Below are 16,762 nucleotides of genomic sequence, written 5' to 3'. Positions count from 1 at the left end.
AATATGAACACAAGCTTCACCGCTCTGCGCCCCGCATAGGATCGGCCAGGCTCGAACTGTGCATAACGTGGCAATCCTTTGGCCCCCTGCGTTGCAAAGTCATCTCGGCGAGGTGTAATTTTTCTGCCCACACGAAGAAGTCATGATGGTTCTATGGTGAAGGTGACACAGCAGCGGGTGGCCCGAGCAACGCACAGTGCAGAACATAGGCGCACCGATTCCGCCTTCGACTAGCGAAGTAGACCAAGGAATCGAGCGGAACCGGAGTTTTCACAAAACAAAGCGTTTGAGGAATTCACTTGGCAGGCTAGACCGCGATCTGGACGCGCCGAGCAATGGTGCCCGTGCGCCGCCAGGCACCTGCCAGGTCCCATACTGTTCAGCTACCCGATTATCACTGGTAAACGGTCAAAAGTCTGCGGAAATTGGATCAAAAATTGAGCAAATCTACCCACCATTTGCTCATCTCCGTGGGTGATTATCTGCAGATAATTTTGGTGCCGAATTAGCCACCATGAAAACAATTACCGTCTAATTAGCAGCCAATTTTGGCAACCATTCTCACCTCACGTGCAGCACTCCACGCTACCTTCGGCAAGCTCGCTGTCGAAAACACGACCGGTAGCTAAGGGAAGCTTTAACCGCAGGCGGATTAGTTCTTGTTTTGCTTCCTCAATCACTGGATTTAGAGCCCTAGTTATAACGATTTAGTAACTTGCGATCCTGAGCCTAGAATCCGCGATAGGTTGGGGTTTAAGCAGACCAATACTAGAGGTTTTGGCACCTCGTCAAAAACTAATTCTTCAGGAATTTGTTAGTGTTGGAATCCAGCTATGACATCTAGTTTGTGTCGGCCGAGAATAACAGAATCTAGGACCGTGCACGCCCCAAATGGTTAACTTCGGGTCGTGCAAACAAGTAGTGAGCCGCGGCGATCGACTATTCAAGAATCTGGTTGCAGCGCGCAAGACTTGTGGTCCCCAACCAGCTCATACCCTCGCAGGTACCGGGCAGTGGAGACAATGACCCATAACATCGCCGTCAAGGTCGAGAACTTGTATAAGGTCTTCGGTCGTAAACCGCAAGAAGCGGTCAAGCAACTCATGGCCGGCACGAAGCGCGAAGATCTGCCTTCATCAACTACCGCAGCTGTCATCGACGCCTCCTTTGAAGTGAAGGAAGGCGAAATATTTGTCGTCATGGGCCTCTCCGGCTCGGGCAAATCCACACTGATCCGCGCATTAAACGGACTCTGGGAGGCGACCTCGGGGCAGGTCACCCTGGGAGACGACAAGATCACCGGGATGTCTTCGGCAAAGTTGCGCGAAGTGAGAAGAAAACGCGTCTCCATGGTTTTCCAGCACTTTGCGTTGCTGCCACATCGTACGGTTTTGGCAAATGTGGCTTACCCGTTGGAGCAGCAGGGAGTCGGACGCGCTCAGCGCCTGTCCACCGCGGCGAAGACGTTGGATTTGGTGGGGCTCACCGGCTGGGGCGATAAAATGCCCAGCGAATTATCCGGTGGCATGCAGCAGCGTGTGGGCATTGCCCGCGCGTTGGCCGCAAATACCGAAATACTGCTCATGGACGAAGCGTTTTCCGCGCTGGATCCACTGATCCGCCGCGAAATGCAAGAACAGCTCATCCAGCTTCAAGCCAAGCTGGGCAAGACCATCGTCTTCATTACTCACGATTTGAACGAGGCCATGTTCCTAGGTGACCGCATTGCGGTCATGCGTGACGGGCAAATCGTCCAGGTCGGCACGCCGGAGGAAATCCTGATGGATCCGGCCAATGACTATGTGGCGCAATTCGTCCAAGACGTGGATCGCGCTCGGGTGCTCACCGCGTCCGCGGTGCTTGAACCAACCAGGGCGGTCATCCACGAGAGTGACGGACCGCGCAATGCGCTGCGCACCATGAACGAATTGTTCCTCTCCGCGGCAATCGTCACCAACCGGGAGCGCCAAGTGGTGGGGATGATCACCGACCGAGACGCGTTGAAACTGGTGCAGCAAGGCGAAAGCACTATCACCTCGAAGATTCAGCCGTTGGAATCGGTCAACCGCGATACCCCACTGATCGACCTCTTTGTCCCGTCGGTGGAATCCCCGTTGCCGGTGACCGTCACCGATGAAGAGCACCGTTTATTAGGTGTGATCCCACGGGTGACACTGTTGGCGGCGCTGGCCTCCACCACTCCGCCGACCGAAGAAATGACGGTACTTTCAAAACCGCTGCCGGGCAATGTTGTTGATGCGGCGCTGCAGGGTGCCGGGGAGGAAAACTAATGGACGGCTTTACTATTCCGGTAGGAGATGTCGCCGAAAAGGCCATCAACTGGGTGATCGACAATATGGCAGCGTTCTTCGACCTGCTGCGCACGATCTTCATTGAAATGTATGATGGGGTCTACTACCTGCTAGGCACCCCACACTTCGCGGTTATTATCGGCGTGGTCGCGGTCATCGCGCTGCTGGCCCGCGGATGGCAGTTCATGCTCGGCTCGGTGATCGGGCTGGTGCTCATCGTAGGAATGGACCAATGGGATAACGCCATGGTTTCCCTCGCACTGGTACTGGTTGCTACCTTCTGGGCGCTGGTGATTTCGCTGCCGCTGGGTATTTGGGCGGCGCGCTCCACTACTTTTTCCAACATTGTGCGCCCCTTCTTGGACTTCTTGCAGACCATGCCGGCCTTCGTCTACCTGATCCCGGCACTAATGCTCTTCCGTGTCGGGGTGGCGCCGGGCATCGTGGCGACCATCGCCTTCGCGCTGGCTCCCGGGGTGCGCTTCACCGAACTGGGCATCCGCTCGGTAGACAAGGAAGTGGTGGAGGCCGGACAGGCCTTCGGCTCTTCCCCCGCACGCATCCTTCGCCAGATCCAGCTACCGCTGGCCTTGCCGACCATTATGGCCGGCGTCAACCAGGTCATCATGCTTTCGCTATCCATGGTCGTGATCGCCGGCATGGTCGGCGCCGGCGGCCTGGGCGGAGACGTGATCCTCTCACTGGGCCGGCTTGATACCGCGCTGGGTGTGGAGGCAGGTCTGGGCGTGGTCATCTTGGCGATGATCCTTGACCGGTTGACCAACGCCTTCGGGCGTCAATCTGGACTCTTCTCCTGGTTCGCCAAGCGCCGCAAGTCCGCTGCCGCGGCGAAGGAACAAGAACTCGCGGCCTAAGCCGCGCACTGAAACCATCAATGATCTGGCGGCTCGCACCGCTCACTCGAAAGGAATCACGATCATGAAACTCAAAACCCTGAAATTTGGAGCACTGCTCGCGGCCAGCGCGCTGGCGTTGACCGCTTGCGGCAGTGGCAGCGGCGACAACGGCGGCGATGCCGCGGCGGATGACAAGAAGATGAACATTGCGGTCTTCAACGGCTGGGATGAAGGCATCGCTACCAGTGAACTGTGGAAGGCAGTGCTTGAGGAGAAGGGCTACGAGGTTGAGCTGATCAACGCCGATGTCGCTCCCCTCTTCCAGGGCCTGTCCACCGGTGATTACGATGTGACCACCGACGTGTGGCTGCCGGTCACCCACGCCTCCTACCTGGAAAAGTTCGGCGAGGACATCAAGGACCTGGGCGCCTGGAATGAGGAGTCACGCTTGACCGTGGCGGTCAACGAAGACGCACCGATCGATTCACTCGATGAGCTAGCGGCCAACGCTGACAAGTTCGGCAACCGCATCGTTGGCATCGAGCCGGGCGCCGGACTGACCGAAGCGATGAACAAGTCGGTCATCCCGGACTACGGCCTAGATGACATGGACTTCGTGACCAGCTCGACCTCCGCAATGCTCACCGAGCTGGAGACCGCGACGAAGAACAAAGAGAACATCGTCGTCACCCTGTGGGAGCCACACTGGGCCTACAGCGCGTACCCGGTAAAAAACCTGAAGGATCCTAAGGGTGCACTAGGCGACGCCGAAGGCATGCACACCTTCAGCCGTGCGGACTTCGCCAATGACCACGCCGAGGTTGCCAAGTGGATGGGCAACTTCAAGATGGATCTGGAGACCCTCTACGATCTGGAAAACTTGCTCTTCGTTGAGAACGACACCGATGACTTGCAGCCACTGGTTAAGCAGTGGATGGAAGATAACCGTGACTTCGTTGACGGTATGACCAAGTAGCCAACACACCGGCAAATACCAAAGGCACGTTCCCCAGCTACTGGCGGGGAACGTGCCTTTGGTTTTGTCCGCGTTAGCCGCCGAGTCCCTCCTTGGGGATCTGCAGCTCGTCGCGGTTGAGTTCTTCGACGTTCACGTCCTTGAAGGTGAGCACCTTGACGGTTTTTACGAAGCGGCCCTGGCGGTAAATATCCCAGACCCATGCGTCGGTCAGGTTCAGCTCGAAGTACACCTCACCCGAATCGGTCAACGTTTTCACGTCCACCTGATTGGCTAGGTAAAAGCGGCGTTCGGTTTCCACCACGTAGTTAAACAACCCAACGACCGCCTTGTACTCGCGGTACAACTGCAATTCGAGGTCTGATTCGTAGTTTTCGAGGTCTTCGGCTGCCATGGTACGTCCTTCTTCTCTAGGCTTTACCTTCGGCCTTTTGGGGTTTGGAAGTCAAGTTCCAACTTTTGCGGTGCAGGTCGCAGGGGCCAAGTTTTTCAATGGCCGCCCGGTGAGTTGCGGTAGCGTACCCCTTATTGATCTCCCAGCCGAAGGCCGGGTAGTCGCTGGCGGCCTGAGCCATCAGCCCGTCACGTTCCACTTTTGCCAGGATCGAGGCGCCGGCGATCGACTGGCAGGTCATGTCGCCCTTGATCAGGGTGCGCACCGGGATGTGCAGTCCGGCCGGTTCGCGGTCATCGGCCAAAAGGTCAAAGAGGTCTTGTTCCGGGGCCGTAAGCCAGTCGTAGCTGCCATCGAGCAAAACTACTTCTGGGGCGATCGTGCACTGGGCTACAGCCCGGGAGCCAGCCAGTCGCAGGGCCGCGGTGACGCCGAGCTGATCGATCTCCGCAGCGCTCGCGTGGCCTACCCCGTAGCCGGCGGCCCAGGCTTGCACTTGCGGCAGTAATTCTTCGCGGCGTGCCGGGGTGAGTAGTTTTGAATCGCGCAGTTCGCCGAATTCGGGGACCGCGTGGATGTCGATGACGGCGATGCCCACGGTGATCGGCCCGGCCAGTGCCCCGCGGCCCACCTCATCCACGCCGCCGATAAAGCGTGCGCCGTATGCGGCAGCCAGTGCCCGCTCGTGTTCGAGGGTGGTGGGTTGTGCTTTGCTGGTGGCCATTGGCTACTTCGCCGCCGGAACGTGGGCGAAAACTTCCTCATGGGTGTCGATAGTTCCGAAGCGGTCCAGCGGCCAGGAAATCAGCGAGGCGCGGCCCTGCACCGAATCGAGGTCCACAAATCCGCCTTGCACATCCACATGGAAGCGGGAGTCGGCGCTGGCGCCGCGGTGATCGCCCATCACCCAGATTTTGCCTTCGGGTACGGTCACGTCGAACTGGATGTCGCTGGGTGTATCGCCGGCATAAATGTAGGGTTCGGTGATTTCTTCGCCGTTAATGGTGAGCTTTCCATCCGCCGAGCAGCATTCTACCTTGTCCCCTGGCATGCCGATGATGCGCTTGACCAGGTACTGTTCGTCGCCCGCGGGCAGGATGCCAACCCAGGACAGCGCGTTTTCCAGTGCCGTGGGAGTGGTTTCCAGCGGCGGCAGCCACTGGTGGTCGTCGCGGAAGACCACCACATCGCCACGTTCGAGCTCAAAGGGGCCAGGAGTCATCAGGTTCGCGAAGATGCGATCGTTGATCTGCAGCGTGTTTTCCATCGACCCGGAAGGGATGTAATAGGCGCGGAAGAAGAAGGTTTTGATCAACAGCGACAATGCGATTGCTATGACCAGGATGATCAGTATTTCGCGGACAAACCGCCAAAGCCGGTATATCGGGCCCCGTACTGGGGGTACTTCTGCGGATTCGGCGTTCACGTTTTCTTTGTTACCTTTCAGTGTCCTGCGTTATCTCCATCTTACGTGGCCGACGCTGACTTCGGTCTCAGGTGCCCAGGTGTGTGGATGCTGGGTTCAGTGTCGGTGCCGCCAGGCATGCCAAAGCCGGCCGCACGATGCTGTGTGGCCGGCCTTGGGAGTGCGAATTTAGTTGGCGCGCGTTGCGATGCCGCCGCTTTCGGTGAAGTCCACTGGAATGTCACCTAGTGGCTTGTCCGCATCGAGTTGTTTCTTGATTTCATCCATGTGGCTGGCATCCACCTGCAAGGTCAGTCCACCATTTTGTGGGTTGAGTGTGTAACCGTGGATTGCGGTGTTCAGCGGGGCTTCGAGCCCGGCCTGCCACTTCATGACATCCTTGATGCCCTGGCGAAGGTCATCGGTTGAATAGTTGACCAGGTGGGCCTGCGCTCCTGCGTCCTCGATCACCTTCATCTTGCTTTCATCGGTGGTCGAGACGTTCAACTTGCCGTCTTCGATCCAGCCCTGCACATAGGAGTCGCCCAAGGTGGCCGAGAGCGAGTCGTTGGTTTCTAGCAGTGCATTTTGATCCACAACATTCTCGCTGCTGGTAGGTTCGGCCGATCCTTCGCCGCTGGTGGTTGCCTGGCCGCAGCCGGAGAGCATGAGCCCTGCAACCACTGCGGTGGAAGCCAGCGCGAGTGAGCGTTGAGCCAGTGGGGATTTCTTGATCATTTGGTACTACCGCCTCTTGGTCAGTTCGATCACCTAGGAAGATGATATCTACGGATCTGCAAAGTTTTCGGTGAGGCACATGTGTGCTAAGTGAAAGTGCCCCGCTACCGGGCAGGTAACGGGGCACTTTCAGGTTGCTGCCGGAGCTACAACCGCTGTGGGATTATCCCTTAGCTGTGGCGGCGGTTTCCGCGGCGGAACAGCAGGAACAATGCGCCAACAAGAGCCAGGGCTCCACCAGCGGCGATCAGTGGGACGGTGCTGGTACCGGTATCGGCCAGCGGGTCCTTCTTCTCAGGCGACTGGGTTGGAGTCTGGTCGTCGTTCTTCGGAGCCTCGGTTGGCTCCTCGGATTCGGTTTCGGTTGGCTTCACGGTTGGCTTGGCCGACTCGCTTGGCTTCTCCGACTCGGTAGGCTTATCGGATGACTCAGGCTTATCGGACGACTCAGGCTTATCACTTGACTCAGGCTTATCGGACGACTCAGGCTTATCACTTGACTCAGGCTTATCACTTGACTCAGGCTTATCGGACGACTCAGGCTTATCACTTGACTCAGGCTTATCACTTGACTCAGGCTTATCACTTGACTCAGGCTTATCGGACGACTCAGGCTGATCCGTAGGCGTAGGCGTAGGCGTAGGCGTAAGCGTAGGAGTTGGAGTTGGCGTAGGAGTTGGCTCTGGAGCGGCAACGAGGACCGAACCGGTAGCGTTGGCCGACTTGTTGAAGCCATTGACAGCGGTCATGCGGAAGCTGACCTTGCCTTCTTCGCTAGGTGCAGCAAAGGTGAAGGTGCCATTGGCCGAAACCTTGGCAGTCTTGTACAGCTTGCCACCAACAACAACGCGAACGGTCGTGCCGGCAGAAGCGCCTGCTACCTTACCGGTGATGGTTGCGCCTGGCTTGACCTCTGCGCCAACCTCTGGTGAGGTCTGCGCTGGTGCGTTCACCAAGAACTTGACCTGGTATTCCGCAACACCCGGTGTACGCTTCTGCGCATCCGCTAGTCCAGTGTAGAACGCAAGGTCATCTTGAGTGAATTTTGAACCATCTTCGCCAGGGGAGTTAGCGGAGTTTATTCCGACAGCCTTGTTGCCGATCAGCACGGCGCCACCGGAGTCACCTTGGTTCAGAACCCGAGAACCCGGGTTCTCGGCCGTATAGCCCCAGACTGCGCGGACGTCGTTCTTGTAGCCACCTACGAAGAACAGGCCTTCACCAATGATCTCGGAGCAGCTCCAACCTGTGGTGCGCCCTGAGGAGCAGGCGTTTGCGCCAACTGTTGCAGACGCTACTCCAGTAACCTGTATGGTACCTTCACGCTCGTCCTTTTTTGCTGGCCACTTCGAAACCTGGTCATGCAACGTTAGATCAGGGTTGATCTTGTCAATGACAGCAATGTCGGTACCAAGCTCTGGCTTTGACGGGATGGTCGGCGTACCGGAGTGGTTAGGGCCACCGAACTGGCTGAAGCCGAATGTGCCGAGCTTGTTGCTAATGCCCTCGCTCTGACCTGGGTCACCGTGCTCGAGTACGTAGGTATCGGTCATCTTGCCATCTTGGGTACAGTGTCCCGCAGTTAGGATCGCATCTGCGCCCGATGGGTTCCAGGCGTTGAATCCTACCGAGCAAAGGAAATTCGGTTTCGCGCCCGGCTCGGCCATTGCGTAGCCCATTCCACCGTAAATATCTTCGATGGCACCTGCTTTAGCCTTGCCTTCACCCGCAGTTTCTACCAAATCTACGTCGGCTTGGCTGGCGAACGCTTCCAGAGTTAGCTTATTTTTGTCGGCGGACTTTGATGCCCGTGGGCTTGGTGACTTATCTTGGTTTGACGACTTACCATTCAGCTTAGCTGGGCCTTCATTGGAAGCAATTCCTCCAGCGATGATTTGCAAACCGCCAGCAGTATCCAAGATAGCAGTCAGTTGTTCAACTTCTGCAGGCTGAACCTTCTCTACAACTTCCGTGTACAGCTCTTTTACAGTTGTCACCTGGTCGACAATTACAAGTTCTGTTTCTAACGGAGCGGCAGACGCTGCAATGACATCTTTTGCCTTCTCTTCGTCTTTCTTTGCAACTTTTACTTCGGCCTTGCCGTCCTTGACGCTGGACTTGGCCTCAATGCCCTTGTCCTCAAGCTTCTTGGTCACGTCGGCAACGGTGTCGTTGACCCTCGAGTCTTCCAAGTACTGCTCAGGTGACTTGCCCAAATCGCGCTTGATGGCTTCGTCTAGACCCTTGGTGTCTACAGCGACATCAGTGGCCGACGGCGTAACGCTCGGGCTCTGTGAAGGTGCTGGAGTGGATTCAGCCTTATCGGCTGCGACTGCGGGAGCAATAAAGCTACCGCCAACCACCAATGCAGTGGCTGCAGCAGCGACAATGCCGCGCTGCGCAGTCTTGTTCTTTGGTTTTGGCATTAAAGCTTCTCCCAGTTATGTGGTGCGATCGCTCGAAGGTCGCAACCGTCTCCGGGCGCACTTCAAAGCAGTGTGTTGTTACCAAATTGAAACAATATCGGCTTTTGATACTCGGATTCAAGGACCCGCATCCACCAAAGGGAGAAACCAAGCCTTCGATACTCCCTTGTCATTCCAGCACCGAGAGACCTTGCGGCCCAGAAGACCCGAGTTAGCGCTTTAGTTTAAGATTGCAGTTCGGTTACTAATCGCTAGTCAGCTTAGTGCGAGCTGAGAATCTTCGATGAATTCAACCAGTGCCGCAAGAAGCTTGTATATTCAACCATCGGATGTTTTTAGATAAATCCATGCCGATAGAAAAATTTAAAAGTTTTTTCCGTCATGGGAATGTTGCGGAGCGTTACTTGAGAGTAGCGCGCTGGTCGAGCGGCCAGATAATTTGTGTGGCCTTGCCGCCGATGCGATCCAGATTGATCATGCCGCCGCCGCTGGCGCCAAGCAATGCGCGCGAATCTTCGGAGCGGGCTCGATGATCGCCCATCACCCAGACGCGGCCTTCGGGAACTACCGCAGAGAACTTTTGCTCGCTAGGTGCATTTCCGTCGTATATATAGGGCTCGTCGATGGGTTGGCCGTTAACCAGGATTTTGCCACCGGCGCCGCAGCATTCAACTAAGTCCCCGCCTATGGCGATCACGCGTTTGATATAGGTGTTTGAGGTGCCGCTCAGGTGCAGCGCACCGAGCAGGTCGTCAGCGAAAGAGGCACGCGCGTAGGGCAGGAAGGAACCGCGTCCGTCGAAAACGATGATGTCTCCGCGCTGCGGGTCAGTGTCATGGTAGGCGCGGCGGTCCACAAGCACACTTTGTCCGGGGCTCAGCGTGTGCTCCATGGAGCCGGATTCGATCCGGTAGACATCCGCGACGAGTGCGCGAATGAATAGGGTGGCGATCAGGCCACAAATAACTGCGAAAACGGCGAAGCGCCAGACCCAAAACCAGGTCCGGCGCTTGCTCGTTGCTCGCTCGGGGCTAGCAACCTCGTTCATGAAAGAACGAAATTACTTCTTGGTACCGAAGTCGCGCTTCTCCTTGATGCGTGCTGCCTTACCGTGGCGATCGCGCATGTAGTACAGCTTGGCACGACGTACGTCGCCCTTGGACACTAGCTCAATCTTGTCGATGATTGGGGAGTGAACTGGGAAGGTACGCTCAACACCGGCACCGAAGGAAACCTTACGCACGGTGAAGGTCTCGCCGATGCCAGCACCCTGGCGGCCAAGGACGTAGCCCTGGAAAACCTGGACACGCGAGTTCTTACCTTCGATGATGTTGACGTGCACCTTCAAGGTGTCGCCGGCGCCGAAAGCAGGAATGTCGGAGCGCAGCGATGCTGCGTTTACTGAGTCAAGAATATGCATGGTGCATCCTCTAGGGTCAATGCCACAGGTCACCGTACCCTCGTAGCGAAGCTCATCAACCGCAAGCGGTGATCTCTTCGAAACGTATTTCCACCGGCAGCCTATGTTGCTGCCGATGCGGCGGTTTCCCTAGGCCCGGTTTCCCCCTGTAGCAGGAATCGGACAAAAACACACCAAGAAACAATTTTGCCATATTCGGAGCATCGACGCGAGTAAAGCCGATCACCGAATGCGTGATCTAGGACTCTTTAGTCCAGTCCAGCTGCGATTTAGCGATGATTTCCCCGTCAACGACGGCAAATCCCGCGTGCCATAGGGCGTCACGGTCCTTACGATTCAGCTTGGCTGCGTCGAGCAGGTTAATGAGGTCCGGGCGGCGGGTTGCGGTGCGGCGAATCTGCTCATCACGGCGGAATCGGGCCACGCGCTGGTGGTTTCCGCCGAGCAGGACTTCCGGGACCTCGCGGCCACGCCAGGCGGCAGGCTTGGTATATACCGGGTATTCCAGCAGCACGTCGGAGTGGGATTCTTCGACCAACGATTCCGGGTTGCCAATGACCCCGGGAATCAGACGGGCGATGGCCTCAACCATCACCATCACCGCGACCTCTCCCCCGTTGAGTACGTAGTCTCCGATGGAAACCGGGATGACGGTGAAGTTCTCCCGCGCGTAGTCGATGACACGCTCGTCGATTCCTTCATAACGACCGCAGGCAAAGACCAGATGATCTTCCTCGGCGAAGTCATAAGCCATCTGCTGGTCGAAAACCGCACCGGCAGGAGAAGGCACGATGAGGATTGGCTTGGCGGCCTCCGGGGCGCTGGCGCGCACCGAGTCCAGGGCTTGGCCCCACGGCTCGGGCATCATCACCATGCCGGCTCCACCACCGTAAGGGGTGTCATCGACCTTATGGTGGCGGTCCGTGGTGAAGTCACGCAGATTGGTGACGTTCAGGTTCAAGATGCCCTCTTCACGGGCGCGGCCGATCAGCGACAGGTCAAGTGGTGCTAGGTACTCCGGGAAGATGGAGACGACGTCGATGCGCATGATGCTTACTTTTCTTCCTCGCCCTGGTTCAGCTCAAGGAGGCCGGCCGGAGGGGTGATGGTCACGGTGCCCGCCTCGGGATCAACGTCCGGAACGAATTCGTCGACGAATGGCAGGTAGACCTCTTCGCCGTTCAGGTCCTTGAAGACCAGCAGGTCTTGGGCGGGGTTGGTGCGCAGTGCGGTGATCACGCCGACCTGTTTGCCATCGTGGATGACTTTCAGGTCCAGCAGCTCATGCTCGTACCACTCATCGGAGGCGCTTTCTTCCTCGCCGGTGACCTCAATTTCCAGGTGTGCCTGGCGGAAGGTTTCGGCCATGTTGCGGTCTTTGATTTCTGCGAAATCGACCAGAAGAATGGTTTTGTTCCAGCGCGATTTGGTGACGGTGAGGGTTTTGACCGGGCCGTCGATGACGTGCAGGACCTCTCCGGGCGCAAAACGATCGTCGGGGACGTCGGTGAGGACTTGAACGGTCACTTCGCCACGGATGCCGTGGGGCTTGCCGATACGTGCTACCTGCAATCGCATAATCTGGTGATCATTCTCCTTGAATCCACGGGACGATGCCACGCGCTGGGGTGCCATAGGTTGGCGGGTTTTGACGATGAAACACGAGAAGGAGTTTCCGCCCTGTTGAGCGGAAACTCCTTCCGTGGTGAAGTCAGCTTGCGCCTGACCTCAAAAATGTTTGGCTACCGGCTACGATCGGTGTCGATAACATCAACACGAATCGGCTCCTTGGCCAGCGCTGCCATCACGGTACGCAGTGCCCGTGCGGTACGTCCCTGACGTCCGATCACACGACCGAGGTCTTCGGGATGGACACGCACTTCGAGCAGGTCGCCGCGGCGGTTGGCTTTCAGGGAAACCCTGACGTCTTCCGGTTCCTCGACTACCCCGCGCACCAAATGGTCAAGCGCATCGGCGAGCATGATTACTCGGCCTCGGTGGCTTCAGCTTCTGCCGATTCCTCAGCAGCTGGCTTCTCGGCCTTCTTGGTGATTGCCTCTGGGAGGATCACCGAACCCTTATCAGGAGCAACGAATGCAGGCTTAGGCTCGGCAACCTGGTAGGTGCCTTCCTGGCCATCGATGCCCTTGAACTTCTGCCAGTCACCGGTGATCTTCAGAAGTGCAGCAACCTGCTCGGTTGGCTGTGCGCCAACGGAGAGCCAGTACTGCGCACGGTCCGAATCGATCTCGATGATCGAAGGGTTGTGAGTTGGCTGGTACTTACCGATCTCCTCGATGGCACGGCCATCGCGCTTGGCGCGCGAGTCCATAACAACAACGCGGTAGAAAGGTGCGCGCATCTTACCGAAGCGCTTCAGACGAATCTTTACGGCCACTTTAGTGGTCTCCTGTTTCTCAACATGGGCGAGTCGAACGTTTCGCGCCTGTGGGGCAGGCCGTACTGGTTCAACTCTAAAAAAGGACAGGATTTATCGCGGAGAGAGGGTCCCCAACAAATCGAGTACCTTCCAATCATGCCAGAAGCAGTCAACCGATACCAACTCGAATTTTGTTAGATGCGCTACTAGGCCGGCGCAGCTGCACCGCGCGCCCGCGGCGGAACTTAAGCGGCAGCACGGAAGTAGCTGTTACGCCTCGGTATCTGGTCCGGATCGAGGAATTCAGGCAGCACGATGTGCGGAACTGACCCGACCATTTGAATGCGCAAGAGTCTGCGGTGGATCAGTGCATGGTGGTGCCGGCAGAGCACCGCGCAGTTTTCGATGCAGGTTTTTCCGCCGCGCTCCCACCAATTGCAATGGTGGTATTCAAGCATTTCATGCGGTGCACTGCACCCGGGCACGATGCATCCGCGATCCCTGGCGAAGGCTGCCTTTTTGATTGGCTCGGGGAAGAGCCGTTGGGCCCGGCCTACGTCGAGCACCTGGCCTTTGCCGCCGAAGACGATGGGGATGATTTTTGCTTCGCACAGCAGCTGGCGAAGTTCGGCCGGTTCCAGTGGTACTCCGTGGGCGGTCACCGCGGTGGCGGATGCCAGATCGCTCAGGTTGCTCGCTTGCATGTGGACCAGGACCTGCGGGATGACGGTTTTGGCACCTGTTTTGCTGGCCGACAGGGAGGCGAGCAAGGCATTGAGCCTGCGCTGCGCGACCGAGACTTCCAATACGCTGGGTTCGGCCTGTTCAGTTGGCTCGGTCAGTTCAGTGGGTTCGGCCTGTTCAGTTGGCTCGGCCTGTTCAGTTGGATCGGCCGGTTTAGTTGGCTTGGCCGGTTCACTAGGTTCCCCGGCGGGGTCCTTGGCCCAATCCGGGGCGGGGTCGGCGCTGCTGAAAAGATCGGCTGGTGCCAGTGGGGCAGGTTTGCGGGCGGCTTGACCGCTTTCGGTGCGCGGATTATCGGACTGGCCGACGAAGGAAAGCAGTTCCTCCGATTGCAGGCCTTGGGAGCGCAGCAGGAAGCTGTCGATGCCGTTGGTATTGCCTTGATAGAAGAGTCCGCATTCGGCTTGCACAAATTCCTTGTTCGCCTTGCGGTAATCACTCAGGAGGTTTTTGAGTTTTTTAGCTCCGGTGGCCCGGTCCGGCTCGCGCAGCAGCTTCACCGCACGCTCTTGCATGCTCTGGCCCTCATAGCTTGCGGCCGGGTCCAGCGGAGCGCCTTCAAAACTGGTGTCTGGCGGTTCAAATTTGTCCAGGCTGCGCGCGGCCTGGGCGACCCGTCGTGGGTCGAGCCCCTGATCCTCGGCGTGCAAGGTGGCCAGCTGGGTGAAGCGCGGGGTGATGGCGCTGCCGTCCATGAAGCGGCGGGCGATGAGCAGGTGGGCATCTGCCAGCCGGCGGTCCGCCTCGAAGAAGTCGATGCCCAGCCAGGCGGCACTGAAGCTGCTGGCGTTGTTGTAGGCGGTGCGCCCGGTCTCTAACGTGGCGGGCCGGGAGAAGTCGGTGCGGTGCTCGCGCAGTGCGGTCAGGTCCTCGCCGCCCAGCAGGTGGGCGGCGGTGGCTTCCAGGTGGGCGAGGCTGCGGATTTGCTCCCGCACGGTGTAGCGGAAGATTTTTTCAATCACCGAGGCGTGGGCGGCGGCCACGCGGTGATCGTCCGATTCACGCAAATGAACTGAAAGCTTGGTGAGTACCTCCAGGCATAGACCCATCACCTCGAAGAGCAGGGCGGTTACTGCCTGCGGGATGGGGCCGGTGGCGAAGTCACGCAGGCTGGCCAAGCCGGTGACGAGCTGTCGAATACTCATGGACCCAGCATGGCGGCATGCGGGGGCCGGTGGTTCTGGCCGGGTGCAGGGTGTGGATAAGTGCCGAATTCATTTTCGGCGTTGGACGGTAAGGGTGATCAAACCAGCCAGCATGGTCAGCGATGCGGCGGCGGTGGACAGCGCCACGATGGTTTCGGTGCCCGGGGTGGTGTCGTGCGAGACGTAGCCGGTGAGCAGCGGGGCGAGCAGGGAGCTGGAGATGAAATATCCGATCATCGTGGAGCCGAGCAGAAAGGCTGCGGCGATACCCAGCAGCGGGATCGAAAAACAGCACAGGATGCTCAGCGCACACAGGGCGAGAAAAGCGATCAGCAGTGCGAGGTCGACAAGCCATGATTCGGCCAGGGCGCTGGGTTGCTGCTCGAACGCCGAGAGCCACGCGTGAAGGCCCTGCAGCGCAAAGCCCAGGGCGGCGAGCACCCCCAGTGGCAACGCGGTGAAGAAGACCGCGCGCGAGGTGCGTTCGCGCACGCCAATGAGCGTGGCCAGCAGGCAGAGCAGCGCGGCGGCTTGGATCAGCAGGGCGATGCCGAGGGGGATGCCGGTGTGGGGCAACGGGAAAAACTCTCCGGCCGGAAAGAAGTAATCAAACTGGTCGCTTTCCACCGACAGCTCGTTGTCACCCACGGTGGACCCGAACTCGACCCAGCGGGCGGCCGAAGCGCGTAACTGCAGTGCTGCAGAGGCCAACAGCAGCAGCGCGGTGAGCGCCGCGAAGACGAGTGCACTGCGGCGCGGCGGGGCGGGCGGCGCGCTTTCCCCCAGCAGATCGAAGAGCATCATGGGTGCAGGCTAGCAAGCTACGGAGCGAAGCGTCACCGGTAGCCGATACCCGATGGTGCGCGAAAAAGCGGCGCGGACTACTTGGATGGATCAAAATGAGCGGCGCTCATTAGGGCACGGCGTGGTGCAGTAATGAAACTCCACCTGCGGAAAGTCGCATAAAACGCAGATGTACTAGGTAGTTTTTTTCCGGTAGTCAGTTTAGGCTAACCTTAGCGAGGTTGCTTGTGTGACCGGACACAGAGCTATTTCTGCGCCGGTGGCACCGCCGCATGCCTGGCAGCAGCCAGCGCGGAAAACGAACTGCGTGAAAGTGCAAAGTAATGATCGGAAATTACCTGATCGGCCTGCGTGAAGGCCTCGAGGCGGTGCTCATCGTGGTACTGCTGGTGGCCTACCTGACCAAGAGCGGGCGCGCACATCTGCTTCCGCGGATCTGGGCGGGCATCGGCATCGCGGTGCTGATCTCCTTGGGCTTTGGGGCGCTGCTGACCTTTGGTCCACGCGGGCTGACCTTTGAGGCGCAGGAGATGATCGGCGGCAGCCTGTCGATGATTGCGGTGGGCTTGGTGACCTGGATGATTTTCTGGATGGCGAAGGCCTCCAAGACGCTGAATGCCGATCTGAAATCCCAGGTGGATCAGGTCGCCGAGGGCTCGGTGATTGGGTTGGTGCTGGTCGGCGCGTTTGCGGTGGGCCGTGAAGGGTTGGAGACGGCGCTGTTCATCTGGGCCGCGGCGCGGGCCACCGGAGAAACCTGGCAGCCGCTGCTCGGCGCATTTTTGGGTATCCTCACCGCGATCGTACTGGGCATCCTGCTCAACCGTGGGGTGCTGAAGATCAGCCTGTCCAAATTTTTTGCCTGGACCGGGGCGATCTTGGTGATCGTCGCCGGCGGGGTGCTCGCCTACGGGGTGCACGACCTGCAGGAGGCCGGCCTGCTGCCCGGACTTCATTACCTGGCCTTTGATGTCTCCGGTGTGATCGCCCCGGGCGGGGTGCTCGGCACGCTGCTCAAGGGTGTTTTTAACTTCTCCCCCGCCACCACCTGGCTCGAAGCTACCGTCTGGGTGCTGTACGTGGTGCCGGTGATGTTCCTTTACCTGCGCACCGTGTTCGCCCCGAAAACCGCAGTGCGCGGATAATTCTCACTCTTTTTTC

General features: G+C 58.4%; 17 protein-coding genes. 4 read left to right on the top strand and 13 right to left on the bottom strand.

Translation table 11 applies throughout. The annotated features are described in order from the left end of the window. The first annotated feature begins 1,022 nt into the window (after window positions 1-1,022). From IEX04_RS10205 to IEX04_RS10195, 3 genes are all read left to right on the top strand, one after another. A complete protein-coding gene (locus tag IEX04_RS10205; RefSeq protein ID WP_188685562.1) occupies window positions 1,023-2,291 on the top strand; it encodes a quaternary amine ABC transporter ATP-binding protein in 1,269 nt (422 codons plus the stop codon). After that, window positions 2,291-3,187, top strand: a complete 897-nt coding sequence (locus tag IEX04_RS10200; protein ID WP_096255027.1) for an ABC transporter permease — start codon at window positions 2,291-2,293, stop codon at window positions 3,185-3,187. Before IEX04_RS10205 ends, IEX04_RS10200 begins: the two co-directional genes overlap by 1 nt. 64 nt (window positions 3,188-3,251) lie before the next feature. After that, window positions 3,252-4,145, top strand: coding sequence for a glycine betaine ABC transporter substrate-binding protein (locus tag IEX04_RS10195; RefSeq protein WP_188685559.1), 894 nt, complete (start codon window positions 3,252-3,254; stop codon window positions 4,143-4,145). Window positions 4,146-4,218: 73 nt separating this feature from the next. Here IEX04_RS10195 and IEX04_RS10190 read toward each other — a convergent pair whose 3' ends face one another. From IEX04_RS10190 to IEX04_RS10130, 13 genes are all read right to left on the bottom strand, one after another. Further along, a complete protein-coding gene (locus tag IEX04_RS10190) occupies window positions 4,219-4,539 on the bottom strand; it encodes a DUF2469 domain-containing protein (RefSeq protein ID WP_096255025.1) in 321 nt (106 codons plus the stop codon). Window positions 4,540-4,555: 16 nt separating this feature from the next. Continuing rightward, window positions 4,556-5,263 (bottom strand): ribonuclease HII, encoded by a 708-nt coding sequence (gene rnhB / locus IEX04_RS10185; protein ID WP_188685557.1) that lies wholly within the window; start codon window positions 5,261-5,263, stop codon window positions 4,556-4,558. 3 nt (window positions 5,264-5,266) lie between these two features. Continuing rightward, a complete protein-coding gene (lepB, locus tag IEX04_RS10180; protein WP_188685555.1) occupies window positions 5,267-5,965 on the bottom strand; it encodes a signal peptidase I in 699 nt (232 codons plus the stop codon). A 168-nt stretch (window positions 5,966-6,133) separates the two neighbouring features. Continuing rightward, entirely contained in the window at window positions 6,134-6,682 is a 549-nt protein-coding gene (locus IEX04_RS10175; RefSeq protein ID WP_188685553.1) for a hypothetical protein, read from the bottom strand. Between the two features lie 170 nt (window positions 6,683-6,852). Next, the gene (locus IEX04_RS10170) at window positions 6,853-9,108 is read right to left on the bottom strand and encodes a S1 family peptidase (RefSeq protein WP_188685551.1); all 2,256 of its coding nucleotides are present in this window, start codon (window positions 9,106-9,108) and stop codon (window positions 6,853-6,855) included. Window positions 9,109-9,508: 400 nt separating this feature from the next. After that, window positions 9,509-10,156, bottom strand: coding sequence for a signal peptidase I (gene lepB / locus IEX04_RS10165; RefSeq protein WP_188685549.1), 648 nt, complete (start codon window positions 10,154-10,156; stop codon window positions 9,509-9,511). A 12-nt stretch (window positions 10,157-10,168) separates the two neighbouring features. Then, window positions 10,169-10,528 carry a 50S ribosomal protein L19 gene (gene rplS, locus IEX04_RS10160; protein ID WP_096255018.1) on the bottom strand — a complete coding sequence of 120 codons (360 nt, stop codon included), beginning with the start codon at window positions 10,526-10,528 and terminating at the stop codon, window positions 10,169-10,171. 238 nt (window positions 10,529-10,766) lie between these two features. Further along, on the bottom strand, window positions 10,767-11,576 hold the full coding sequence (gene trmD, locus IEX04_RS10155) for a tRNA (guanosine(37)-N1)-methyltransferase TrmD (protein ID WP_188685546.1): 810 nt from the start codon (window positions 11,574-11,576) through the stop codon (window positions 10,767-10,769). 5 nt (window positions 11,577-11,581) lie between these two features. Beyond that, window positions 11,582-12,106, bottom strand: a complete 525-nt coding sequence (gene rimM / locus IEX04_RS10150) for a ribosome maturation factor RimM (RefSeq protein ID WP_188685657.1) — start codon at window positions 12,104-12,106, stop codon at window positions 11,582-11,584. A gap of 164 nt (window positions 12,107-12,270) precedes the next feature. Beyond that, window positions 12,271-12,510 (bottom strand): RNA-binding protein, encoded by a 240-nt coding sequence (locus IEX04_RS10145; RefSeq protein WP_096255015.1) that lies wholly within the window; start codon window positions 12,508-12,510, stop codon window positions 12,271-12,273. Window positions 12,511-12,512: 2 nt separating this feature from the next. Beyond that, window positions 12,513-12,926, bottom strand: a complete 414-nt coding sequence (gene rpsP, locus IEX04_RS10140; protein WP_096255014.1) for a 30S ribosomal protein S16 — start codon at window positions 12,924-12,926, stop codon at window positions 12,513-12,515. Between the two features lie 227 nt (window positions 12,927-13,153). Further along, window positions 13,154-14,797 carry an HNH endonuclease signature motif containing protein gene (locus IEX04_RS10135; RefSeq protein ID WP_188685544.1) on the bottom strand — a complete coding sequence of 548 codons (1,644 nt, stop codon included), beginning with the start codon at window positions 14,795-14,797 and terminating at the stop codon, window positions 13,154-13,156. 69 nt (window positions 14,798-14,866) lie between these two features. Next, window positions 14,867-15,601 (bottom strand): hypothetical protein, encoded by a 735-nt coding sequence (locus IEX04_RS10130; RefSeq protein WP_188685542.1) that lies wholly within the window; start codon window positions 15,599-15,601, stop codon window positions 14,867-14,869. A 323-nt stretch (window positions 15,602-15,924) separates the two neighbouring features. Here IEX04_RS10130 and efeU point away from each other — a divergent pair, with 323 nt between their 5' ends. Then, the gene (gene efeU, locus IEX04_RS10125; RefSeq protein WP_188685540.1) at window positions 15,925-16,746 is read left to right on the top strand and encodes an iron uptake transporter permease EfeU; all 822 of its coding nucleotides are present in this window, start codon (window positions 15,925-15,927) and stop codon (window positions 16,744-16,746) included. Window positions 16,747-16,762 lie beyond the last annotated feature (16 nt).

This window comes from Glutamicibacter ardleyensis, assembly GCF_014644555.1.
In the GTDB taxonomy this organism is placed as follows: domain Bacteria; phylum Actinomycetota; class Actinomycetes; order Actinomycetales; family Micrococcaceae; genus Glutamicibacter; species Glutamicibacter bergerei.
Note: the sequence above shows the minus strand (reverse complement) of the source record. Positions and strands in the feature narration are given on the sequence as shown.